Origin of the sequence: Photorhabdus stackebrandtii (assembly GCF_011189495.1) — a bacterium.
Taxonomy (GTDB): Bacteria; Pseudomonadota; Gammaproteobacteria; order Enterobacterales; family Enterobacteriaceae; genus Photorhabdus; species Photorhabdus khanii.
In genome coordinates this window covers 202,854-225,174 of sequence record NZ_PUJV01000005.1, presented here as the reverse complement: position 1 = coordinate 225,174, position 22,321 = coordinate 202,854, and the positions used below count along the sequence as shown (strand labels likewise).

Annotated in this window: 20 protein-coding genes, 1 tRNA gene and 2 pseudogenes; 11 read left to right on the top strand and 12 right to left on the bottom strand. The window is 40.7% G+C overall.

Going from position 1 to position 22,321, the window contains the following annotated elements; genetic code table 11:
- The 4 genes and pseudogenes from C5470_RS23580 to C5470_RS06575 form a co-directional block, all read left to right on the top strand.
- A pseudogene (locus tag C5470_RS23580) lies at positions 1–122 on the top strand (IS982 family transposase); the annotation flags it as partial.
- Positions 119–730, top strand: a complete 612-nt coding sequence (locus C5470_RS22665; RefSeq protein WP_242687825.1) for a gp53-like domain-containing protein — start codon at positions 119–121, stop codon at positions 728–730. The pseudogene C5470_RS23580 and the gene C5470_RS22665, both read left to right, overlap by 4 nt.
- Before the next feature lie 957 nt (positions 731–1,687).
- Positions 1,688–2,755 (top strand): tail fiber protein, encoded by a 1,068-nt coding sequence (locus tag C5470_RS06580; protein WP_166286963.1) that lies wholly within the window; start codon positions 1,688–1,690, stop codon positions 2,753–2,755.
- The gene (locus C5470_RS06575) at positions 2,755–3,381 is read left to right on the top strand and encodes a tail fiber assembly protein (protein ID WP_166286961.1); all 627 of its coding nucleotides are present in this window, start codon (positions 2,755–2,757) and stop codon (positions 3,379–3,381) included. The genes C5470_RS06580 and C5470_RS06575 overlap by 1 nt, the downstream gene beginning before the upstream one ends.
- 161 nt (positions 3,382–3,542) lie before the next feature.
- On the opposite strand, the gene C5470_RS06570 is transcribed toward C5470_RS06575, so the two are convergent.
- The 3 genes from C5470_RS06570 to C5470_RS06560 all read right to left on the bottom strand — a co-directional run bounded on the left by C5470_RS06570 (position 3,543) and on the right by C5470_RS06560 (position 5,694).
- Positions 3,543–3,619: transfer RNA gene (locus C5470_RS06570), tRNA-Pro, on the bottom strand.
- A gap of 75 nt (positions 3,620–3,694) precedes the next feature.
- Positions 3,695–5,434, bottom strand: coding sequence for an LPS biosynthesis-modulating metalloenzyme YejM (gene yejM, locus C5470_RS06565; protein WP_166286959.1), 1,740 nt, complete (start codon positions 5,432–5,434; stop codon positions 3,695–3,697).
- Positions 5,435–5,466: 32 nt separating this feature from the next.
- Complete coding sequence (locus C5470_RS06560) at positions 5,467–5,694, bottom strand: YejL family protein (protein ID WP_036772527.1); 228 nt, start codon at positions 5,692–5,694, stop codon at positions 5,467–5,469.
- A gap of 273 nt (positions 5,695–5,967) precedes the next feature.
- On the opposite strand from C5470_RS06560, the gene yejK reads away from it, so the two are divergent.
- Positions 5,968–6,972 carry a nucleoid-associated protein YejK gene (gene yejK, locus C5470_RS06555; RefSeq protein ID WP_166286957.1) on the top strand — a complete coding sequence of 335 codons (1,005 nt, stop codon included), beginning with the start codon at positions 5,968–5,970 and terminating at the stop codon, positions 6,970–6,972.
- 71 nt (positions 6,973–7,043) lie between these two features.
- Here the strand turns inward: yejK and rplY are convergent, their stop codons facing one another.
- Both rplY and radD read right to left on the bottom strand, forming a co-directional pair.
- Positions 7,044–7,328 (bottom strand): 50S ribosomal protein L25, encoded by a 285-nt coding sequence (gene rplY, locus C5470_RS06550; RefSeq protein ID WP_036777310.1) that lies wholly within the window; start codon positions 7,326–7,328, stop codon positions 7,044–7,046.
- Between the two features lie 146 nt (positions 7,329–7,474).
- Positions 7,475–9,232: a DNA repair helicase RadD gene (radD, locus tag C5470_RS06545; protein WP_166286955.1), complete on the bottom strand. Its 1,758-nt coding sequence runs from the start codon at positions 9,230–9,232 to the stop codon at positions 7,475–7,477.
- Positions 9,233–9,508: 276 nt separating this feature from the next.
- Here radD and rsuA point away from each other — a divergent pair, with 276 nt between their 5' ends.
- The 3 genes from rsuA (at position 9,509) to C5470_RS06530 (ending at position 12,851) form a co-directional block, all read left to right on the top strand.
- Positions 9,509–10,210 (top strand): 16S rRNA pseudouridine(516) synthase RsuA, encoded by a 702-nt coding sequence (gene rsuA, locus C5470_RS06540; protein ID WP_166286953.1) that lies wholly within the window; start codon positions 9,509–9,511, stop codon positions 10,208–10,210.
- Between the two features lie 125 nt (positions 10,211–10,335).
- Entirely contained in the window at positions 10,336–11,523 is a 1,188-nt protein-coding gene (locus C5470_RS06535) for a Bcr/CflA family multidrug efflux MFS transporter (RefSeq protein WP_166286950.1), read from the top strand.
- A 983-nt stretch (positions 11,524–12,506) separates the two neighbouring features.
- The gene (locus tag C5470_RS06530) at positions 12,507–12,851 is read left to right on the top strand and encodes a YejG family protein (RefSeq protein ID WP_166286948.1); all 345 of its coding nucleotides are present in this window, start codon (positions 12,507–12,509) and stop codon (positions 12,849–12,851) included.
- A 64-nt stretch (positions 12,852–12,915) separates the two neighbouring features.
- Here C5470_RS06530 and mepS read toward each other — a convergent pair whose 3' ends face one another.
- Positions 12,916–13,509 (bottom strand): bifunctional murein DD-endopeptidase/murein LD-carboxypeptidase, encoded by a 594-nt coding sequence (gene mepS, locus C5470_RS06525; protein WP_166286946.1) that lies wholly within the window; start codon positions 13,507–13,509, stop codon positions 12,916–12,918.
- Between the two features lie 359 nt (positions 13,510–13,868).
- A pseudogene (locus tag C5470_RS06520) lies at positions 13,869–14,573 on the bottom strand (phosphatase PAP2 family protein).
- Positions 14,574–15,010: 437 nt separating this feature from the next.
- On the opposite strand from C5470_RS06520, the gene C5470_RS06515 reads away from it, so the two are divergent.
- Positions 15,011–15,328, top strand: coding sequence for a hypothetical protein (locus C5470_RS06515; protein ID WP_207626905.1), 318 nt, complete (start codon positions 15,011–15,013; stop codon positions 15,326–15,328).
- A 224-nt stretch (positions 15,329–15,552) separates the two neighbouring features.
- Here the strand turns inward: C5470_RS06515 and yeiP are convergent, their stop codons facing one another.
- From yeiP to C5470_RS06500, 3 genes are all read right to left on the bottom strand, one after another.
- The gene (gene yeiP / locus C5470_RS06510) at positions 15,553–16,125 is read right to left on the bottom strand and encodes an elongation factor P-like protein YeiP (protein WP_132352772.1); all 573 of its coding nucleotides are present in this window, start codon (positions 16,123–16,125) and stop codon (positions 15,553–15,555) included.
- Positions 16,126–16,258: 133 nt separating this feature from the next.
- Positions 16,259–17,518 (bottom strand): tryptophan permease, encoded by a 1,260-nt coding sequence (gene mtr, locus C5470_RS06505; protein ID WP_166286944.1) that lies wholly within the window; start codon positions 17,516–17,518, stop codon positions 16,259–16,261.
- 116 nt (positions 17,519–17,634) lie between these two features.
- The gene (locus C5470_RS06500; protein WP_166286942.1) at positions 17,635–18,054 is read right to left on the bottom strand and encodes a nucleotide triphosphate diphosphatase NUDT15; all 420 of its coding nucleotides are present in this window, start codon (positions 18,052–18,054) and stop codon (positions 17,635–17,637) included.
- Between the two features lie 204 nt (positions 18,055–18,258).
- On the opposite strand from C5470_RS06500, the gene fruK reads away from it, so the two are divergent.
- Positions 18,259–19,197 carry a 1-phosphofructokinase gene (gene fruK, locus C5470_RS06495; RefSeq protein ID WP_166286940.1) on the top strand — a complete coding sequence of 313 codons (939 nt, stop codon included), beginning with the start codon at positions 18,259–18,261 and terminating at the stop codon, positions 19,195–19,197.
- A 9-nt stretch (positions 19,198–19,206) separates the two neighbouring features.
- Here fruK and nfo read toward each other — a convergent pair whose 3' ends face one another.
- Both nfo and C5470_RS06485 read right to left on the bottom strand, forming a co-directional pair.
- A complete protein-coding gene (gene nfo, locus C5470_RS06490; RefSeq protein ID WP_166286987.1) occupies positions 19,207–20,049 on the bottom strand; it encodes a deoxyribonuclease IV in 843 nt (280 codons plus the stop codon).
- 109 nt (positions 20,050–20,158) lie between these two features.
- The gene (locus C5470_RS06485; protein ID WP_166286938.1) at positions 20,159–21,241 is read right to left on the bottom strand and encodes a YeiH family protein; all 1,083 of its coding nucleotides are present in this window, start codon (positions 21,239–21,241) and stop codon (positions 20,159–20,161) included.
- A gap of 189 nt (positions 21,242–21,430) precedes the next feature.
- Between C5470_RS06485 and yieE the strand changes: the two genes are divergently transcribed.
- Positions 21,431–22,294, top strand: coding sequence for a DNA-binding transcriptional regulator YeiE (yieE, locus tag C5470_RS06480; protein WP_166286936.1), 864 nt, complete (start codon positions 21,431–21,433; stop codon positions 22,292–22,294).
- Positions 22,295–22,321: the final 27 nt, after the last annotated feature.

Sequence of the window (22,321 nt, the reverse complement as noted above, 5' to 3'; positions counted from 1 at the left end):
ACCGCAGTCAGCTCGGTTTTTTATTGGAAATCGTCGCTGGCCTAATTGCTTATACATTCCAACCTAAAAAACCGAGCTTGAATTTACGGGATTGTGATATCGCTATTTTTAAACGAAGCTGAGGTTAGCTAAACTCACCGCACAATTAAATAGAGCTTTAGAACAAAAAACCACAACAAAAGTTCCCGATGCCTCGTTAACCCAAAAAGGTGTTGTTCAGCTTACCAATGTGATTGGTAATAGCGACACATTGGCGGTTACACAAAAGATTGTTCAGGAAATAATAAATTCATTGCACAAGGATATTAATAATAGAGTACCTAATACCCGGAAGGTGAATGGGAAAGCGTTAAGTACAGATATTAGTCTGAGTGCGGGGGATGTAGGGAGTTATGGTAAATCTGAATCTGATGCTCGATATGGCCGCAAAAACGTAGCGTCAAAATCTTCTGAAAATGGATGGTGGAAATGTGGTGATACAGGAATAGTCTATCAGTGGGGTTTTGTTGGAGGGCGTGATAATTATTTGGTTAACTTTCCTGTTAGTTTTCCTAATGTATGTACATCTGTGATTGCGACAGCCGATGGAGAATATCACTCTCTTAGCGTACATCGCTGTTTTGTTGAAGTTGGTGATGTTAAACTAACATCTTTTGTAGCGAGAACTATTCGGGCATACAATACTGATTTTTTTCCACGAGCGATTCATTGGATGGCTATTGGATACTAAAAATATATTGTTCCTCTTGAGGATAAATACCGTATAGTGAGCAGATATTTATTATTAACAAAATACTTTACTCATTCTTGATGTTGAGTGGTCAGAACAGCCGAAGTGACAGACAGTAATAATTAGATTATTTTATGTTTTCAGGTGAGAAAGGCGGGTTTGTAAGTAGCTATAAATGCCAGGTTTGAAGTTGGGGTTTTTCCCTAATTTTTCCCCAAGCAAATCCCGTAAATAGAAAAACCAACCCTAACAAGTTGGTTTTTCTAGGGAAATTTGGTCGTCATGATAGGATTTGAACCTATGATCCGACACTCCATGACAATAGCATTATTTGGCTCAAAGCCTTGCTGCACATGGGTTTCGTGAGTTTTGACTGTGAATGCAAACAGTACAAATTTTGCAAACCAGATTAGTTCAAAAACTTGTTAAAACCAGATATTCAAAAATGGATCTCAGAATTCAAAGTCAGAGTACAATGAAGTGGTTAAGGTCGATGCTGAATTGATTATGTCCCATTTTGGCGATGGGGTATTTTTGATACGGAATATAAGAACCTCTCAGATATAATTATTCAATCAAAGCGAATGTATCGCTTGTTTAATAAGGTAAAACCAGTAACCTATTTTACAAAGGTGGAGAGCCTTGTGATATCCCTGAACTCTGTAGATTAGATGTTAGAATTTAAATGCCTAAAGATTCAGTGTGGAATGTTAAGTATCGGGAGTTGCAGGAAAGGATGGAAGGAATAAAAGGAAAATAGTTTTCAGATGTTAAATATAAATGGGTTTAGTATATCTTTGGTTGATAAATATTGGGTTTTTATTCTTGGGATTATATAAAAATAATCAGACTTCTGAGTTATAAAGGTGTTTTGTTATTATTTTACTGAAATACACTGAATTGTGATAAGTCGTCTATAAATCTATAAAATAATATTATTTAATTTAAGGGGTGTATATGAGTCAGAAGAATGATTTTAAAGCTTTTTCTATTAGTGATAATGCGAATGTAGTGAGTCAGAAATTATATGAAGAAAGTAAGGGTTTACTGACTGGGTTTCCACCAAATGATGTTCCTATTCATTTGTTAAATAAAGTATTGCGTCAATCGTCAACCATATCATCTGTCGTAGCTAATTTTATTGCGACACAATCTGGTGATGATGTTCTGGATGATGGAAACGTAGCTAAACTCACCGAGCAATTGAATAAAGCGTTAGAACAAAAAACCACAACAAAAGTTCCCGATGCCTCGTTAACCCAAAAAGGCGTTGTTCAGCTTACAAATGTGATTGGTAATAGCGACACATTGGCGGTTACACAAAAGCTTGTTCAGGAAATAATAAATTCATTGCGCAAGGATATTAATAATAGAGTACCTAATATCCGGAAGGTGAATGGGAAAGCGTTAAGTACAGATATTAGTCTGAATGCAGTGGATATAGGGGCATTGCCTTCCAATGGCACTGCTATAGCAGCTAACAAATTGGCTACAGCCAGAACGATTGCCGGAGTTGCCTTTGATGGTACGGCAAATATTAATATCCCAGCTGGTAATGTAGGTGCATATACCAAGGCAGAAGTTAATAATTTGATTAATACAGTCAATAATATTCCTGTAGGTGTTCCTATTCCCTGGCCAACTGCCATACCGCCAACTGGATGGCTGCAATGTAACGGTGCGGCCTTTGATAAGTCGAAATTTCCGGAATTAGCGGCAGCATATTCATCAGGCGTATTACCCGATTTGCGCGGTGAGTTTATCCGTGGTTGGGATAGTAGTCGTGGAGTTGATAGTGGGAGAGCATTATTGTCTTGGCAAAGAGGTTCTTCATTAGGGCAATATGTCGAGTACTACACAGGTGGTTTAGGGCACGATATATCAGATGGAGACGGCATTGAATATAACGATTCAAAGGCCCGCAGATACAATTCATCAATATTGGGAATCATTGGTCATGGAATTAATTATTTGCGGCTCAGACCTCGCAACATCGCATTTAACTACATAGTGAGAGCAGCATAATGACAGAACAAAAATACTCTTTAGAACATGAAACAGCCGTATTGGGTAAAGATGGTTTAGCCGAGAAAGCCGGCTGGATAAAGATTTACCACACTAATCAGGCAACAAGGGAATTCACAGTTTCAGATATCGAATATGTCATGTTGGGTGTCAGTCTATCAGCCGGTGCTTATCCCGATGCGCCTGAGCTGCTGAAGTCTGATGATTTGGCCGTTTGTCGCAGTGAAGACGGTAAGTGTTGGGAAACTGTCCCTGACTATCGCGGAAAAACTGCTTACAACACTCAAACGGGAGTACAACAAGAAGTGACCGAACTGGGTGAATTACCCGATATACTGACATTCAAAAAGCCCGACACGGATTATGACAAGTGGAACGGTAAAGAGTGGGTAGTTGATAAAGACCTTCTGAAGTCTCATCAGATTGATGAAGCCAAGCAGAAGCAAGCAGCACTGTTACAACAAGCAAATGAAACACTCTCATTGCTACAGGATTCTGTTGACTTAGAGGTCGCGACAGACTCAGAGAAAGCCGCTCTGTTGGAATGGAAGAAGTACAGAGTATTACTCACTCGTGTAGATACTTCACAGGCTCCTGATGTTGAGTGGCCGGAGGTACCGAAGTGAGCAAAATAATTAGATAAATTTATATTTTTAGGTAAGAAAGGCGGGTTTGTCAGTGGCTATCAATGTCAGACTTGAAGTTGGGGTTTTACCATAATTTTACCAGAGACAAATCTCAGACATAAAAAAACCAACCCTAACAGGTTGGTTTTTCTAGGGAAATTTGGTCGGCATGATAGGATTTGAACCTACGACCCCCGACACCCCATGACGGTGCGCTACCAAGCTGCGCTACATGCCGATAACTTTTATTATACTACTGATTTTATGAATTAAAGCAAGTGCTAAATTCAATGACCGATTGATTTTTAAGCATTTAATTAGCTATAAAATGTTTAACCTCTGTGAGTATTTGTAACAGTTGGGCCAGATTGGGTTTAGCATCTTTAACTTCGTTGCCTTCGAGGTCATATAAGGAATAATCACCGTTTTTATCCAGAAACAGGGTATTCTCACTGGTTGTGATAATCAGAGAACCATTATCACCGGTAATTATCCATGGGCTACTACGTTGTGCTGTAAACAGATCTTCGCCTTGAGAGTAATCATCAGGTGGATTGCTGACATGTAACAAACGTTGCATCAATGTTGTCATAACATCCTGATGGCTTGTCAGCTTATCAATGGTCTGTGGTGGTGTTCCAGGCCAATGAATAAGCAGGGGAACATGCATTTGATCACGATTAAATCTGTCATTATTTATCCATTTTGGTGGATGTGTAGCTGTGATTTCACTATGCGCAGCGGTAATAACAATGACTGTATTATTCAGTGCGTTTTTGTTTTTCAGCGTCTCTAATACAGCACTAATTTGAACATCAAGAGCAGCCGTATTACCTTGTGCGTTAGTTTCATCCAGTCGACTCATTTTCAAGAGGGAGAACCACGGGGCGCTGTTAGTGGGTAAATTTAGCCATTGCTGCCACTGTGTTACCGTAAGTTGATTACTTTGGTTGACCGCAGTGGGCAATGAGTAGTCGGAAAGTAATGCCTGACGATAAAGTGGAGTATTGAATCCTGTGGAAGAGAATAAGCCGAACTGATATCCCTGATGAGTCAGTGCATTAATCAGTGCGGATGATTTACGTCCAGCAAGTATTCCATCCAGATAGCCAGAAGAAATACCATAAAACAGCCCGAATAGGGCGGTATCATTTTGAATACCATTACTGAAATGTTGATTGAACTGAATGCTGGTTTCTCTGAAATGGGAAAGTACAGGCATATTCTCTGTAATGTCTTTATTATCCAGCCCATCAACCACTAGTATTAACAGGTTGTATCCGCTGCCTTTATCCTGATAAGTCAGATCGTTAAGTGGATATTCCACTGTTAATGCAGCAGGATCTCCCTGTAGCATAAGACGGCGCTGATATTCTTGTTGATCCAGAAGGCCATGTTTTTCAAGAAACTTGCGCGCTGTCATTGGATAAGAGAGCGGCAGGTTAGAGCGTTGCATGGTTATCGGACGATAAAAATTAGCATCAGCCCAGATATACATCAGATGGGAAGCCAAAAAGGCAGAAATAAGGACGGCAGCCAATGGCTTACCAATCCGTTGCCGACTCAGGCTGCGTAGTTTCTGCCAACTCCAGGTACCAAATAACATCTGTACCAGAAAAATGACTGGAATACAGATGAACATAAGTTGCCAGTCCCGCGCCAGTTCCCCTTGATCAGGATTGATAACTAAATCCCAAACTAAAGGTGTTAGGTGAAGGTGGAAACGGTGGTAGATGGTAATGTCGAATATTAACAGTGTCAGCCCGGCTGTGGCGAAAATGGCCGAAAGAAACCTGAGCAGGCGCTGTGACATGACAATAAATGTCAGTGGAAACAGAATCAGCAGGTAAGCGGCAAAAACAATAAAACTAAAGTGCCCAAGCCAACTGGTCAAAGCATAGACTCGGCCGAGCAGCGAGCCCGGCCAGTCAGAAACAAACAGGTAACGGCTACCTAATCCAAGACTGAGTAGGATGTTAAACAAGGCAAACCAATGCCCCCAGCTAATCATCTGGGACACTTTTTCACGATAACGCTGACGGCTAGTCACCATATTTTGTTTACGTTGTGGTCTTTAGTTAAAAATTAATGGGCTTTATCTTCGTTTACTGAAGATTTAAGCGCGTGTGCAAACGAGTCGGCAATATGCCTGCGCTGGGCAGGAGACACACTCGTATTGATTAAATTTGTTACCATATTGCCAAGTACCATCAGAGAAAGGTCTGTCGGCGTATGGTTTTTTTCCAGAACACTGACCAATTCTGTTAATAAACGTTCAACGTGTTCGTCACTATAACGAGATGACTGTGGCATAAATTTAGACTTCCTGAACTAACAAAGCACACTATCTTACCGTATAGGTGCGTGATTTTCTGCTCTTTTGTGGCAAATTAATTCACGGTTAAGATTTTATGTTGCAGTAATAGCGCGTCTTTAGCAATTTTCTGATATCTGTCAGTAAATAATAGTTGATGGAACGTGGCGAAACATTATTTTTCCCAGGGTTTTTTATTGCAGCAGTTGGTTATCAGTGTTTGAATACGCCGTTAGATGCGAATGAAATAAGCAGCGAAAGGAGTAGAAAGAATGAGTCTGCAAATAGACCAAATTGCCTTGCATCAATTAATCAAGCGTGATGAGCAGACGCTGGATGTCGTGCTGCGTGATTCTTTGCTCTCCACCGATCGCGTGGTGGAAGATATGATGGCTGAATTACACCGTGTATATAGTGCAAAAAGCAAAGCTTACGGCCTGTTTAATGAAGAGAGCGAATTGGCAGAAGCGCTCAGACATCAGCGTAAAGGTGATGAGGATTTTCTGGGGTTCAGTCGCGCAGCAACGGCTCGTCTTAGGGATGAACTGGCAAAATACCCGTTTGCCGAAGGTGGGATTGTCCTGTTCTGTCAGTATCGCTATCTGGCGGTAGAGTATTTGTTGATTGCTATACTTAATAGCTGTAACAGTATGTCTGTTAACGATAATCTGGATCTAAATACCACACATTATCTGGATATTCCTCATGCTGATATTGTTGCTCGTATAGATTTGACTGAGTGGGAAACTAATCCTGAATCAAGCCGTTATTTAACGTTCCTAAAAGGGCGGGTAGGACGTAAGGTTTCAGATTTCTTTATGGATTTTCTCGCTGCCAGTGAAGGGATGAATGCTAAGGCTCAGAATAAGGGGCTGTTGCAGGCCGTTGATGATTATTGTGAGTCAGGCCAGCTTGATAAAAATGAGCGTCAGGCATATCGCCAGCAAGTATACAGCTATTGTAATGAACAATTGCAGGCAGGAGAGGAAATTGAGATTAAGGCGTTGTCTCAGGAATTGCCAACATTTGGTGAGCAGAATTTCCAGCAATTTTCTCAGGAACAGGGATATGAATTGGCAGAGTGTTTTCCAGCGGATCGCAGTACATTGCGTCAGTTAACTAAATTTGCCGGAAGCGGTGGCGGATTGACAATTAATTTTGATGCAATGTTATTTGGCGAAAGAATTTTCTGGGATCCGGTAACGGACACTTTAACTATTAAAGGCACGCCACCAAATTTACGTGACCAGTTACAGCGCCGCAGTGGTGGTCATTGATACCTGAAATAAATAACGCCGCAAATGCGGCGTTATTTACTCGGCGTCCCGAAAAGCTCGACTGAGGCTAATTAAGCACGCAGGAAGTCAATGTGCGCCAGTTTTGGTTTAAACGGGTGGCGCTGTACAGCCTGCACTTTAACTTTAGTTTCTTTACCGTCGATAACCAGAGTCAGAACTTCGCTATAAAATTCTGCTTTGTGTTCCATATTGATAACTTGATCGTGATCCAGCTCAATAGAAACAGGCTCCTGGTTGCCACCATATACGATAGCTGGGAACTTGTTAGCTCTGCGCAGGCGGCGGCTCGCACCCTTGCCCTGCTCTTTACGTACTTCTGCATTAATAGTAAACATTATTTTTCTCTTTAAAGAAGAAAATAAATCCTGCTACAGGCGACCCAGCAGCAGGTTCGGGATTTGGTTTAACGCGGGCGCTAAACGGGCGGCATTCTAGCGAAAAATGGTTATGACAGCAAATGGAATACGTCAATTGGGGCCTATTAATACAATTCATCTGCTCGACGAAAGCGTCCTTGATAATCAAAGATCTTTTCACGAATCTGCCAGAACTGACCTTTTTTACGGGCGACGACAAAATCGGGATGACGTAACAAAGGTTGCTGATGAATGATGTCTGACGCTGTTTTCCAGTTAAAAGGTACCGCTGGGGCACGTTGATGCTGACGGAGAAACTGGTACTCAAAGAGCCGTCGTTGAGCCGGTGTTTTAAGCCGGAAGCGTTCCGAGGCATCGGCGCCATCTTCATCGTAATAGATGATTTTCAGCCATTCTCCTTTACTGTCAGTTCCAGGGATGAGTTGCATACCACCGCAACGCAGTACCAGAGCATCTTTGAGTTTTAATGCCGCTTTCAGCATATCATCGGGATCGACCAGCACTTCCTGGCAACTGTGACAACGCCGCGCAGCAATGTCATTTTCTCCGCCGCAATGAGGACAGAGTTTAAAACGAAAGCGGAAATCGCATTGACGACGTTTGCCGTGTTGATCATCTTCCCAGCCCTGACAGCGGCGTCCAAAGTGTTCGATAATTTCACCGTCGGAGGTACATTTTCCCCAAAATATATTGGCAAAGTGACAGATAGGACAGAATACCTGAACCGGTTGGCTCTGCTTATCTGGCCGACTGTTGCCAACTTCCGGTGTGTAGAGATCGTGAGGATTCCCTGCGTAGTCGAGAATCAGGCAATTTTTTTTACCCGGAAATAATCTTAAACCACGGCCGATAATCTGCTGATATAAGCTGACGGATTCGGTAGGGCGCAAGATGGCTATCAGATCGACATGAGGTGCGTCAAATCCGGTAGTTAATACGGCAACGTTAACCATGTAGCGTAATTGTTGAGCTTTAAAGGCTTCGATAAACAGATCACGATCGGTGGTTGATGTATCGGCACTGACTAATGCGGCTTGGCCGGAAGGAAGTAATTGAAAGATCTCTTTGGCATGTTCGACTGTTGCAGCAAAAAGCATAACGCCTTTACGGTCAGCCGAATATTCAATGATCTGCCTGATAATATGAGGTGTGACGCGTTTTTGTCGTTTGATTTCACGATTTAAATCCGTTTCATTGAAAATACCTTGCTGACTGGAGCGGATTTGGCTGAAATCATATTGCATAACTGGCATATCCAGTCGCTGTGGAGGAACCAGGAAACTGTGCTTAATCATATAGCGCAGTGGCAATTCATATATGCAATCACGGAAAAAACTATTTTTATCACCACGGATCATACTGTGATAGTGATAGTGATATATCCAGCCGATAGCTGTCCTGTAAGGTGTCGCTGTTAAGCCAAGAATACGGAGTTGAGGGTTATTTTGCCGAAGGTGATGAATAATTTGTTGGTACTGGCTGTTTTCTTCATCACTGATACGATGACACTCATCAATTATTAGTAAAGAGAATTGACTATCAAAATGCTCAAGATTACGGGCGACAGATTGCACGCTGCCAAAAATCACTTTTCCTGAACTTTGCTTTTGCTGCAATCCCGCGGAGAAAATATCTGCTTGTAAACCGTATGCGCAATATTTGCTGTAATTCTGTGCAACTAATTCTTTTACATGCACCAATACTAAAACTCTCCCTCGAGCTAATTTTGCTAATTCAGCAATAACCAGGCTTTTACCTGCTCCGGTTGGTAACACAATGACTGCGGGCTCATGATGGTGCCGGAAATGATTAACGGTGGCATCTACGGCTTCTTGCTGATAGGGACGTAAAGTGAAAGTCATATTTGTTCCACAACAGAAAAATATTCGCGGAAGAGTAACATTTTTCTTATCAATTTGCTGTGGATAGAAGTAAGGTAAGATAATTATCTGATTGAGTGAAACTATAACCCGTTATAACAAATAGATAATTGTTGTTTATAGTAAACATGGTTATGATTAGCTTTGAAAGCTTTTAAATTCATCTCATATCATCTTTTTTGGTGGCTTTGCGTTGTAGTCTCAAGATAGTAGGGTCGCGTTTATTTTTAAATTAATTTAATACAGGTGTCTTCATCCATGCGATTGGATAAATTTCTGTCACAACAGCTTGGTATCAGCCGGAATGAAGTAGGGCGTGAATTGCGTGCAGGGCGTATCACTGTTGATGATGAGATTGTAAAAACCGGAGCTTATAAATTAACTCCAGAACAACAGGTTATGTTTGATGGCTCATTACTGGAACAGCAGCAAGGGCCTCGCTATTTTATGCTAAATAAACCACAAGGGTATGTCTGCTCTACAGATGATCCGGTGAATCCGACGGTTCTCTATTTTATTGATGAACCCGCGGCGCATAAATTACACACGGCTGGCAGGCTGGATATGGATACTACGGGGCTGGTTTTGCTGACGGATGATGGTCAATGGTCCCATCGTATTACTTCCCCAAAACATCATTGTGAAAAAACCTATCTGGTCACTCTTGAATATCCTATTGCAGAAGAGACAGCAGATAAATTTCTTGCGGGTGTCCAACTCAATGGTGAAAAAACACTGACAAAACCCGCTCAGCTGGAAATTCTGGCGCCTCAATTAGCCCGCCTGACTATCAGTGAAGGGCGTTACCATCAAGTGAAACGCATGTTTGCAGCGGTAGGTAATCGGGTAACTGAGCTTTACCGTGAGCGAATCGGTGAAATTATCTTAGATCCTGAGTTGGAACCAGGGGAGTACCGACCGTTAACTGAGCAAGAAATAGCCAGTATTAATGCTCCTTAATCTTAGAGTTCATCCCTTTAGGGATTACATATTCACAAGAATAGTCCGCAACAATCGTGCCACTCCGCCTATTGGGGCAGGTTCTTAGTTTTAGTTAATCATTCTAAATTATTGGAGAAATAAGCGTGCAACAACAACGATCATCCTATTTAGGGTTGATTTTGATCCTTGGGCTGCTTTCTATGTTAATGCCTCTTGCCATTGACATGTATTTACCCAGCTTGCCAACCGTTGCTAAAGATTTCGGTGTGGATAGCGGGCGGGTTCAGATGACACTGAGCAGTTATATTCTTGGTTTTGCTATCGGTCAGATGGTATATGGACCAATGGCTGACAGTTTGGGGCGTAAGCCGGTTATTTTGGGTGGCGTTATCGTGTTTGCTCTGGCGTCAGCCGCGTGTACGATAGCCAAGGATATTGACGATTTTATTTATATGCGGTTTTTGCATGGGTTTTCCGCCGCTGCTGCGAGTGTTGTTATTAATGCCCTGATGCGGGATATGTTCACGAAAGATGAATTTTCACGCAGTATGTCTTTTGTGATATTGGTAATGACTATTGCACCATTAATTGCCCCAATTCTTGGTGGCATGATGATGATTTGGTTCACATGGCATGCTATTTTCTGGATTATTGCGATCACTGCTGTGATAGGGGTATTCCTTGTCGCTTTCTTTATAAAAGAAACTTTACCGAAAGAGAAAAGGCAAAAGTTTCATCTTCGTACAACCATAAGCCAGTTTATTATGTTATTCCGCCAGCGCCGCGTATTTTGTTACATGCTTGCCAGCGGATTTTCGTTTGCGGGAATGTTTTCTTTTCTCAGTGCCGGGCCGTTTGTTTATATTGAGTTGAATGGTGTGTCGCCACAGAAATTTGGTTATTATTTTGCACTTAATATCGTCTTTCTGTTTGTGATGACAACAATAAATAGTCGTTATGTACAGCGCTTTGGCGCGTTGAGAATGATGTATTTTGGTTTAAGTATGCAATTTATTATGGGGATCTGGCTGTTATTGTCTACCGCACTGGATTTTGGTTTTATTTCTTTGGTCATCGGTGTGGCAGCTTATGTCTGTGGTATTGCCATGATTACATCCAATGTAATGGCGGTGGTTTTAGATGGTTACCCGCATATGGCAGGGACAGTATCTTCATTGGCAGGTACCATTCGTTTTGGGATTAGTGCTTTGGTTGGGGTATTAATTGCCATGTTCCCTGCGCGTAGTGCCTGGCCAATGGTTGGTTCTATGGTTTTATGTGTTATTTTGGCTACGCTGCTTGTTATATATGCAAAAAGAGGTCATGGTTAGAAACAGAAGGCTGCTTTATTGCAGCCTTTTCCTTAGGTTGTAAACTACAAATGCTTTTTTGGTGATGTTGTTTTGTTGTGATTTTATGCGGGCCGTCGAGACGTAATTTTATTACAGAATAATGTCTGTCTTCGTTAATATATTTCATCTTGATAGGATGATATTTAATATGATTTTTTTAAATAACTATTCAGATTAGGGGATTGTGCCACACTGTGTTATTCGAATATCTGCCATTAAACTGAGATGGTATTAACTATGTGGTATTAAAAGCATTTTCTGTATCACTAACATTATCATTATAAATGATAATGTTAGTAGCTAAATTATTGGGTTGTTTCCTGAATATTAGGGATATTTTGGTGTTGAATGGTTTGATGGTATCGATATTCTTCCGGGATGAAGCCATTGTTATTTTATTCTTTTATTATTTCTTAATATGCCGTATTTATTGATTTTTATATTCGAATTGGACTGAGAGGTTGATGTGTAAATGTAAGGAAATTCCGAATTATTTTGCTTTGGGAATGATTAATTGTTAATGCATTGGTGGTGATTATGGGTTTGTTGTTGCATTTTTGTTAAATAAAAAATATTCAATAGCGTTATCATTAGATTGTTATTAATTTTTCCTTATAAAACATATTGTTATCTATTTGTTTTTACAGTCCTTGTTTGATTCTTATGTTAAAGAGTTGGGTTGAAAAAATAAAATATGTGAACAATCGTTAAACATACAGTTAGTTTTTTGCATAAAAATAAATTGAGTTTTCTTTTAAAAAAGTATAAATATATAGAAAATGCGAGCTCGATCTCATTTTTTCTAAGGTGAAGTTTGAAATTAATGTAATACTATAAACACAAATTTAACTTTTTGTTTACCTTTTTGGGGAGTTAGTTATTCGGTTTTGGCGAGTAGAACACCTGAAGATAGTCGCTAACTTTAACTTTTGTATCTATGTTCTTTCAGGTAGGAATAATTTGTGAATAATATTCAGCTTTCGGTGGTACATCGACTACCGCAAAGTTACAGGTGGTCACCCGGTTTTGCGGGTATCAAAGTTGAGCCACTTCCAGTTGATGAAGTGAATGTAAAAAGCAGCCTGATGGGGTTGAAGTTACTCAGCCACGAAGATATGGCTGCATGGAATGTTATGCAAAAATTACAGCAATCACTTGCTGATATGCAAATTGAAAGTACTGTGATTGAATGGGAAGGTCAGCCGTGCTTGTTTATTGATAGTGAAGACGAGAGTGCTGTTATGTGTCGTTTGAAGACACTTGGTGCTGCGATTGCTGAGAAGATAACAGCTCTTTATCCATTCTGATATAAACGCAAAAAGCGCTTCCATCAAAGGAAGCGCTTTTTTGTATACGCAAGGGAAAGAATTCTTAGCCGTTAGGAGGCATTATGCTATTGTTGATGACCCGGCGACCACCGTAATAACGTTTGCTCCAGTATGCGCTGTTTAACCTGGAAACAATCACACCATTGCTGGTGGAGGCATGAACGAATTGGTCATTGCCAACATAGATACCAACATGCCTTGTATGGGCACCTGTCTTAAACAAAACCAGATCGCCAGGACGTAATTTTGAGCGGTCGATTTTTTTGCCAATGTTTTGTTGTTCGAATGTTGAACGTGGCAGCTCCATGCCGAACTGGTCACGGAAAGTACGTTGAACAAAGCCAGAACAATCAATACCGCGTTTAGTGTTGCCGCCGAGTCGATAGGCAACCCCCTTCCAGCCATTGTATTGGCTAAGAATTTTAGATTTTATGTCCAGATTACGAACCAGTGCTTCGAATTCATCCTGAGACGCTTGAAGTAAGAAACCGTTCTTACCGTTTACTGCATGCGTATCAGTTTGTGTATTGCGAAATTTTGAAGAATCTGGTGAGCTGCACGCGGATAAAGTGATCGCTACGAACAGCGCGAGTATCAGGCGCGTAATGTATCTCAGTGCCGGTTGAGATTTGACCATTATTTTTGTTTTCCCTTGCTATCCTTACCTTAAGTTGGTCGCTATTATTGAAAAATATCAAACGCTTCGAAGCCTGGTGTCAGAAAAAGCAATAAGCAAACAACGCGTTTACTGTAAAAACGCGTCGGATGCCACGTTTTATGACGATATTTACAATAAATGTTATTCAGACCGAGAGTACAGAAACAATCAGGAAAAGGCGAGTATTTAATGGCATAATTTACAAAAAATTAGATTTCTCAGTACGAGAGATTAGGAATGTTGCTAATTTATGTTATTTATGTGGATCTTATGAGCAATCAGGAAGGTTAAATACCTTCCCAATATTCCTCAGTAATAAGGGGCATACGAGAAGGCGTTTATACCGGGCGACCAATTTGTGGTAGGCTCTTATCCAACCAGTTAATCATTATGTCACTTAATGGTGTTAATAATAACCAACTTGCTCCAATGAGAACCACAGATAAAGAACCGACTGCAATATCAGTAAACCAGTGCGCTCCCGCGATAATGCGGGGTAACGTAAATATGACCATAATCAGTAATGCAATGGAGAATGCTTTAACTGAGATATAGCGAAGCATGAAGCAGCTGAAAATGAATAGCATTAATCCATGATCGCCTGGAAAACTATCGCCAGATGAATCCTTAGTCATCAGATTAGTCATTTCACTCATGCGATTGATATTATCAAATGTTAATGTCGGGCTTGGACGAATGACAGGGAGCTGATGACTGATTTGATTAAGTATAATTGTGCTTATCAGCATGACCAGGCCAATCATGAATAATCTGCGTTTGCCTGCGTAATTCTGCTTACGAAATACGCTATAATAAAGTCATCCCATACATAAAAGTGAAATTACATCGAAAGCCCTGATATTCAAAAATGCTACAAACTCTGTAAATTTTGAACCCGATATTAATTTCTCATTAAAGAAGTAGAAGATTACAGAGTCGATATTTAACCAAAAACCGTGGTGCTCTGGTAAATACCAGGAGAGAAATAAAGTGATCCCTAACAGGTTAAGTGTAAATATGGTAAATGAATGACTGCATGTCATAGGATACCATTTGTTAAAAGTAAAATTCAGTAATAATCAAGCTCATAATTATGTAGGTTAATATAACAAGTGTTAGGTAACAATGTTATGAATTCAGTCCCTATCATAAGTTAATCTGGTGGTTTTTTATCTGTTTTGTGCTTTTTCCTGCTGATGCTTATTTGATTTGGTAAATATTTATGCTCAATTTTGTCGTTTTTATTGAGTAATAGTGGCAATATTTAAAGTTATAAATTTTTAATTTATTAATTATTACTTCTGATAATTTTCACATTGAAAGATGTAAGTGTTTTAATCAATTTCAAAAGCTAAAAACAGTAATAAAACAATAAAAATAGCCGTTACCAATAGCATGGACTCGTAAGTTTTTCCGATTTCCAGATTGATTTTGCATTTGGAAATCTCAGCAAATAATGCTGTCTTATGGCGAGGGTTTTATGTCTATATTCCGGGTTATGGTGGGTTGTTTTTTCCTAATGATTTCTGGTGTTGTTAGTAGTGAGTCAGAGACAAGACTAGGTACAGGGGTTATTCACTTTTCAGGTGCAATTGTTGAACCACCATGTCGTTTTGATTGGCATGACCACTGGACTGACACCACTTGCTGGCGAAAAGGAGATAAAATTACCCAGCGACGAAAATTGGATTTCCAAAATGATGTTTATTTTTATTTACCACACCAAATTGGTGTAACAGAAATTAAATGGGTAAAAGGAGAAAAGAAAATCGGAATTGTTACAATTTCTTATAATTGATATTAAGATAAATATTATTTCTTCAATACTTAACTGAATAATATTTGGAATGTTATTTTTCATTTTTTAGCAATATAAATGAAAATCAATGGCGAATTTACGCTTGCATTTTATTTGGAAATTCAAATTATGCCTAAATTATAAAGATAAACGGATAGTTAATTAAATAATCTAAAATGAGTTGCTCTGTTTTATACAGAGCAACTTAGGATTAGCTAATGTTGTTAATCACAACGCCCCATATAGCGACGTTCTGCAATATGAATACGGATTTTTTCGCCGTTACTGATATATTCAGGTACTTGGACGGTCAGCCCGGTACTCATTTTTGCAGGTTTTGTCCGCGCACTGGCTGAGGCACCTTTAATTCCGGGAGTAGTTTCTTCAATAACCATATCGACTGTCTGCGGCAGTTCAAGGGCAATAACCTGTCCCTCTATTGTCAGAACTTGCATACCCGGCAGGCCACCTTCAGGGATGAATAGTAATTCTTCTTCGATTTGTTCTTTTTTAAAATGATAAGGTGTGAAATCTTCGTCATCCATGAAGACATATTCATCGCCATCAATATAGGAAAAATTAACGCTGCGACGAGTTAGGTTAATCGTATCAATGATATCATCACCCTTGAAACGTTCTTCCACTTTTTGCCCGGTACGGATATCGGTAAAACGCATTTTATATAGTGTGCTGGCTCCCCGGGCGCTTGGTGCTTGAATATCAATATCTTTGACTAGCAGTAACTTACCATTATAACTGACGGCAATACCGCGTTTAATTTCGTTGGCTTTAGCCATATGTAACCTTCCATAAAACTGGGAGAGAATAACCGGCGACAAAATTACTCGTAGTTAGGGAATTAGGCAAGTGGGGATCAGAAAACCCCAGCGTTTTTTTACGTTGGGGTTTGTAGAAAGAATATCGGGTATATCAGCGATACACGGGCAGTAAATCAAAGGAGGCCAGGATATGAGCTACCGCGTTCATCAAGCCAAACAGAATGATAAATCCGATAAGGAATTTCCCACCTGGTACCTGATAACTGGCATTAGGGAAACGCCGGCGACTTGCCCGAGTCATAAGTGCCGGGACAATAACAGCCCAAATGGTTGCGGCTAATCCGGCAAAGCCAATAGCATACAGAAAACCATTGGGAAACAGCAAAGCCAGGGCTGTAGGTGGAATAAATGTTACTAATGCAGATTTTAACCGGCCGGTGCTGTTATCTTTAAAGCCAAAGAAATCAGCTAGGTAATCAAACAGCCCTAAAGAGACACCAAGAAATGAACTTGCCAACGCCATATAAGAAAATGCGTTTAGAAGCTGGGTAACGGTTGTGTTGTTGGTTGTATTATCCATTTGTTTCAGTAAATCACCGATATTCCCGCCATCAGCAATAATCTGTTTGAATGCTTCACGGGGAATATTCCCCTGAATAACATATTGCCATAGGATATAAATAGTCAGTGCGATTAACGTACCGAATAACAGGCTGTGAACAACGGCTTTGCTGTCTTTATGATAATATTTCACCAAACCTGGGACGTTACCGTGATATCCGAATGAAATTAATAAATAGGGTAGGGCGGCTAAAGCGTAAGGCATATAACTTGCTGCCGTATCCCTTGGTATAGTATTGCTTTGATTGAATAGGATAACAGATTTAACTTCTGTAAACATGCCACCAACGGACATAAAAAAAGCAATAACCATACCCCCGATCAAAATTGTGCTCAGACGATCGACGGCTTTAGTTGATAGCCAGACAATAAATGCGACGATAAAGGAGAAAATAAAGCCGGTGCTAGCCTGTGATATTGGAATAATATTTTTAAAATTGTGGGCAATGATTGAGCCGCCGGCTGAAATATAGGCGTAGGTCAGTGTGTAGAGAACAAATGCAATTGAGACGCCGTTGATCGCATTCCATCCTTTGCCAAGTAAATCTTTAGTAATGGTATGGAAGCTCGCCCCTGATGGATAATTCAGGTTGGCTTCCAGAATCATTAAGCCGGAAAAATACATACAAGCCCATGTATAAACCAGCAGAATAATTGAGCCAGTAAACCAGATACCGGAAGTCACCACGGGAGTGGAGAACATTCCGGCACCAACAGAGGTTCCGGCAATTATCATTGCCCCACCAAGTATGGAAGGGCGCTTTGAACTCTGAGTTGTCTCAATGGACATATTAACTCCTGCTGAGTATATTGTTTCTTTGTACTAGCTTAAAGATACATTTTTGTATGTAGAGTGTAAATAGACGTCATAAAGGATTATTTGAAATTGAACTAATATAAGTTGGTTCACTCAGTAAGATAGAAACAATTCTCTCGCCACATTTTTATGGCATTCCGGCTGGCTTCAAAATGGGGTTCAGGGAGATTATCAGGATCGCACCACATAAGTTGTTCGCATTTTTCCGGCTCCATTAGTTTTGGTTCACCACCTGGGTGTTTAGCCAATAAACAGACTGAAATGGTATGTTTCCCTTCTTTTTGATAAGTCTGAAGATTATTACAAACACCATAGACTTTTGGTGATTGTATCGTCAGACCCGTTTCTTCTTCAATTTCACGGATTGCACATTGTTCAAATGTTTCTCCGGCATCAACATGACCACCAAATATTGACCAGTATGGCGCATGTTTACTGCTGCGTTTTCCAAGTAATACCTGACCATATTCATTCACAATAACAACGCCAACACCAACAATTACGGACATTTGATATATTCCTTCAGATAAGTTTCAGCAAATTAGCATCTCTTTTTGAGAAAAAAACTCAAGACTATTCTTATTCCGTAAATCAGTATAAGACAACGATCAAGAAAGTATGGAATTTAACTGAAACGATTCAATTTTAATGGTATAAATGGAACTGAAAATTCATAGTAATGATGATTATCTACTTAGGAGACATCGGGCATAATGAGCCGTAGAGTTGCCACTATCACCTTAAACCCAGCTTATGATTTGGTTGGATTGTGCCCGGAAATCGTCAAAGGGGCGATTAATCGTGTGCAAGCAGCCGGACTGCATGCGGCAGGGAAAGGCAATAATGTTGCTAAAGTTTTGTGTGATTTAGGCGTTGATATCACTGTCAGTGGTTTTCTGGGTAGGGAAAATCAGGAAGGATTTCAGCAATTCTTCAGTGAAAATGGCATGGAAAATCGTTTCCATTTAGTGCCGGGCAGAACACGAATTAATGTCAAATTAACAGAAGAGAGCGGTGAAGTAACGGATTTCAATTTCTCTGGTTTTTATGTTAGTGAAACGGAATGGTCGGAATTTGTTAATGACTCGCTTTCATGGCTCGGACAGTTTGATATGGTTGTTGTCAGTGGTAGCTTACCCGCGGGTGTTTCTGCTGAATCGTTTACCGATTGGATGGCCCACTTGCGCCAGCTTTGCCCTTGTATTATTTTCGACAGCAGCCGTGAAGCGTTGGTTGCGGGTCTGAAAGCGTCTCCCTGGTTAGTTAAACCGAATCGCTATGAACTTGAGGTCTGGGCGGGGCGTCTGTTACCTGAGTTATCCGATGTGATCATGGCGGCACATCAACTCAGGGACCAGGGAATTGCTCATGTCGTTATATCCTTAGGTGAACAGGGCGCATTATGGGTTAATGCATCTGGAGCATGGTTGGCAAGACCACCGCCTTGTAAAGTTGTCAGCACTGTGGGTGCCGGTGATTCAATGGTCGGTGGTTTGGTTTATGGTTTGCTGATGCGGGAGTCCAGTGAACACACGTTGCGATTGGCAACGGCTGTATCGGCGCTTGCTGTTAGCCAGCCTAATGTGGGTATCAGCAATCGCCCCGAATTAGCCGCAATGATGGCTAAAATTGAACTGACACCCGTTAAATGAAAAGGACCATTAATTTTGTTGTGATTTCAGCCAAGCAATTTCTTGTGGCCAAATATCTGGATTAATTGTTTCAAGGATTAGCGGAATTCCATTAAAACGGGCATCTTGCATAATATAACTGAAAGGTGTTTTGCCAATATTTCCTTCCCCAAGGCTATGATGTCGGTCAACACGGCTGGCAAATTCACTTTTGGCATCATTTAAATGCATTCCGCACAGATACTGAAAGCCAACAATTTTTTCAAACTCCTGAAAAGTTTGCTGACAAACGTCTTCAGTACGCAAATCATAACCAGCGGCAAAGGCGTGACAGGTATCAATACAGACACCAACCCTGTTCTTATCTTCAACTCTGTTAATAATTGCTGCCAGATGTTCAAATTTGAACCCCAGATTTGTGCCCTGACCTGCGGTATTTTCGATAACAGCGGTGACTCCCTGCGTTTTATTGAGAGCGATATTAATAGATTCTGCAATTCGTGTCAGGCAGTTATCCACATCTATCTTGTTAAGATGACTGCCAGGATGGAAATTCAATAAATCGATACCCAGTTGTTCACAACGTTGCATTTCGTCAATAAAAGCCAGCCTGGATTTTTCCAGTGCTTCAATGTCTGGGTGACCAAGATTAATCAGATAACTGTCATGAGGGAGAATTTGCCGGCTACCGTATCCATAGCGCTCACAATTTTCTTTAAATTTATCGATAATGTCAGTGGCTAAAGGTGGTGCATTCCACTGGCGCTGGTTTTTTGTGAACAGGGCAAAAGCAGTCGCTTTTAGTTCGTGAGCCCGGATAACTGCCTGATCGACGCCGCCGGCAGCGCTGACATGTGCTCCAATAAATTTCATCATTCTTCTCCTTCCTATTTACACCATTTTGACATTGTTCAATCGCTTATTGAACCTTAAGAACGGAAAGGTCATAGGTTGTTGAAGCTCTTCAATGCATATGTTCCGATCAACCAAACCAATATTGAACGCCCAGATTTATCAAGAATCCACCAACCATCAGCCATACAAACAAAATCAGAGCCAGTAAAATGGGTTTAAATCCAGCCTGACGGATGGCACTCACATGCGTGGTTAAACCTAGTGCAACCATTGCCATGGCAAGCATAATAGTATCAATCTGAATCAAACAACTCACTGTTTTTGCAGGTAATAAATCGAACGAGTTAAAACCTGCTATTGCAATAAAAATTACCGCAAACCAGGGAATGGTAATCGGCGTTCTCGCTTGGTTTTTCTCTCCGTTTTTTGCTCCGGTACGGCTGATGTAACTGGATAACAACAACAAGAATGGCGCCAGCATCATAACTCTAATCATCTTGCTGATAACTGCCGCGTTTTCAGCTTGATCATCAATAGCATGACCGACAGCAACAACCTGAGCAACTTCATGAATGGTGGAGCCTGTAAAGATACCGAAAGCTTCTTGAGTCAATGGGATCCACTGGTAATGCTCATTGAGCTGATAGAACCATGGATAAATGAAAATAGCGATAGTACCGAAGATGACAACTGTTGACACTGCAACAGCAACTTTGCTGGCGGGGGCATTCACTACCGGTTCGGTTGCCATAATGGCCGCTGCACCGCAGATACTGCTGCCGGAACCAATCAGCATTGAGGTTTGCTGATCTAATCCAAAGAGTGATTTGCCCAGCCAGATTGCAATAAAGAACGTTGAAGACAACATAATAGCGTCAATCAAAAGACCGGTAGTGCCTACATCGGCAATTTGCTGAAATGTCAGACGGAAGCCATAAAGAATAATCCCTGCTCGCAGAAGATAATGTTTTGAGAAATGGATACCCTTATCACAATGAGATTTAAGTAAAGGATAGACGGTATTACCGGCAATGATTCCTGCAAGGATCGCCAGTGTCAGTGCACCCAGTCCCATATTAACAAACCACGGGATATTTCCGGCGTATATTGAAATTGCAGTCAGTATTGCTGCCAGTATGAGTCCAGGTATTAAGTTCATACCGGGAATTGACGGTTGTTGACTGAGTTTTTCTTCATGAATGTCAGACATAGATATTTCTCACTTTGCTTATATGTTTTAAACATAAGCATATAGCAAATCAATTTATCATTAAAATTGATAATATTTTTATGTATAATCGTAAAAAGTGGTAATAAAAAGAGGATTTTTGTTAAGTTGTTTATTGCTGTATAAAATTAAAACAACCTATTTCGATGACACCATATTTTGCGGGGCAATATGCATATCACATTGAGGCAATTGGAAGTTTTCACGGAGGTATTGAAAAGCGGTTCAACGACACAAGCCTCCCAGCAGTTAGCGCTATCTCAATCCGCAGTGAGTGCTTCATTAACGGATTTGGAAAGCCAGCTTGGCGTACAGCTCTTTGACCGAGTAGGAAAACGGTTGGTGACTAATGAGCATGGTCGTTTACTCTATCCCAAGGCTTTGGCATTGCTGGAACAGGCGGGGGAAATTCAGCTGTTGTTCAAACAGGAATTGGGTGCATTACGTATTGCTGCCAGTAGTACCATTGGGAATTATATGTTACCGGAGATGTTGGCAAATTATCGCCTGGATTTTCCAGATACCCCTCTGGAGCTAAACATCAGTAATACACAGGATGTTATCAATTCTATACTCGAATTCCGCGTTGACCTTGGTTTGATAGAAGGTTCTTGCCATAGTCCTGAATTGATAACTCAGCTCTGGATGGAGGATGAGTTGGTTATTTTTTCTTCGCCTAAGAACCCGCTAGCTAAACAGAATCTGAAACTGGATGATCTAACCAAAGCATCGTGGATATTAAGAGAAAGGGGTTCGGGGACCAGAGAGGTATTGGATCATCTGTTGTTTGCCCGCTTACCTGGGTTCAAGATTCTGATGGAGTTGGGAAATTCCGAGGCGATAAAACATGCGGTCAAATTTGGCATGGGGATTAGTTGCTTATCCAGACGGGTCGTTGCAGAGCAATTGGAAAATCGTACTTTGCTGGAATTAAAAGTGCCGGAGTTGAAACTTTTCAGGATGTTGTACCTGGTTCATCATCGGCAGAAGCATATGTCCAATGCATTGCAAAAACTGCTCAGTTATTGCCGGTGAGTTTTACGTTTTGTTTAAAATTTAGAA

Bases quoted from the DNA above. Each gene is read 5' to 3' on its own strand.
- C5470_RS06580 (WP_166286963.1), top strand. From the start codon at position 1,688: ATGAGTCAGAAGAATGATTTTAAAGCTTTTTCTATTAGTGATAATGCG.
- C5470_RS06575 (WP_166286961.1), top strand. From the start codon at position 2,755: ATGACAGAACAAAAATACTCTTTAGAACATGAAACAGCCGTATTGGGT.
- yejM (WP_166286959.1), bottom strand. From the start codon at position 5,434: ATGGTGACTAGCCGTCAGCGTTATCGTGAAAAAGTGTCCCAGATGATT.
- C5470_RS06560 (WP_036772527.1), bottom strand. From the start codon at position 5,694: ATGCCACAGTCATCTCGTTATAGTGACGAACACGTTGAACGTTTATTA.
- yejK (WP_166286957.1), top strand. From the start codon at position 5,968: ATGAGTCTGCAAATAGACCAAATTGCCTTGCATCAATTAATCAAGCGT.
- rplY (WP_036777310.1), bottom strand. From the start codon at position 7,328: ATGTTTACTATTAATGCAGAAGTACGTAAAGAGCAGGGCAAGGGTGCG.
- radD (WP_166286955.1), bottom strand. From the start codon at position 9,232: ATGACTTTCACTTTACGTCCCTATCAGCAAGAAGCCGTAGATGCCACC.
- rsuA (WP_166286953.1), top strand. From the start codon at position 9,509: ATGCGATTGGATAAATTTCTGTCACAACAGCTTGGTATCAGCCGGAAT.
- mepS (WP_166286946.1), bottom strand. From the start codon at position 13,509: ATGGTCAAATCTCAACCGGCACTGAGATACATTACGCGCCTGATACTC.
- C5470_RS06515 (WP_207626905.1), top strand. From the start codon at position 15,011: ATGTCTATATTCCGGGTTATGGTGGGTTGTTTTTTCCTAATGATTTCT.
- yeiP (WP_132352772.1), bottom strand. From the start codon at position 16,125: ATGGCTAAAGCCAACGAAATTAAACGCGGTATTGCCGTCAGTTATAAT.
- mtr (WP_166286944.1), bottom strand. From the start codon at position 17,518: ATGTCCATTGAGACAACTCAGAGTTCAAAGCGCCCTTCCATACTTGGT.
- C5470_RS06500 (WP_166286942.1), bottom strand. From the start codon at position 18,054: ATGTCCGTAATTGTTGGTGTTGGCGTTGTTATTGTGAATGAATATGGT.
- fruK (WP_166286940.1), top strand. From the start codon at position 18,259: ATGAGCCGTAGAGTTGCCACTATCACCTTAAACCCAGCTTATGATTTG.
- nfo (WP_166286987.1), bottom strand. From the start codon at position 20,049: ATGAAATTTATTGGAGCACATGTCAGCGCTGCCGGCGGCGTCGATCAG.
- C5470_RS06485 (WP_166286938.1), bottom strand. From the start codon at position 21,241: ATGTCTGACATTCATGAAGAAAAACTCAGTCAACAACCGTCAATTCCC.
- yieE (WP_166286936.1), top strand. From the start codon at position 21,431: ATGCATATCACATTGAGGCAATTGGAAGTTTTCACGGAGGTATTGAAA.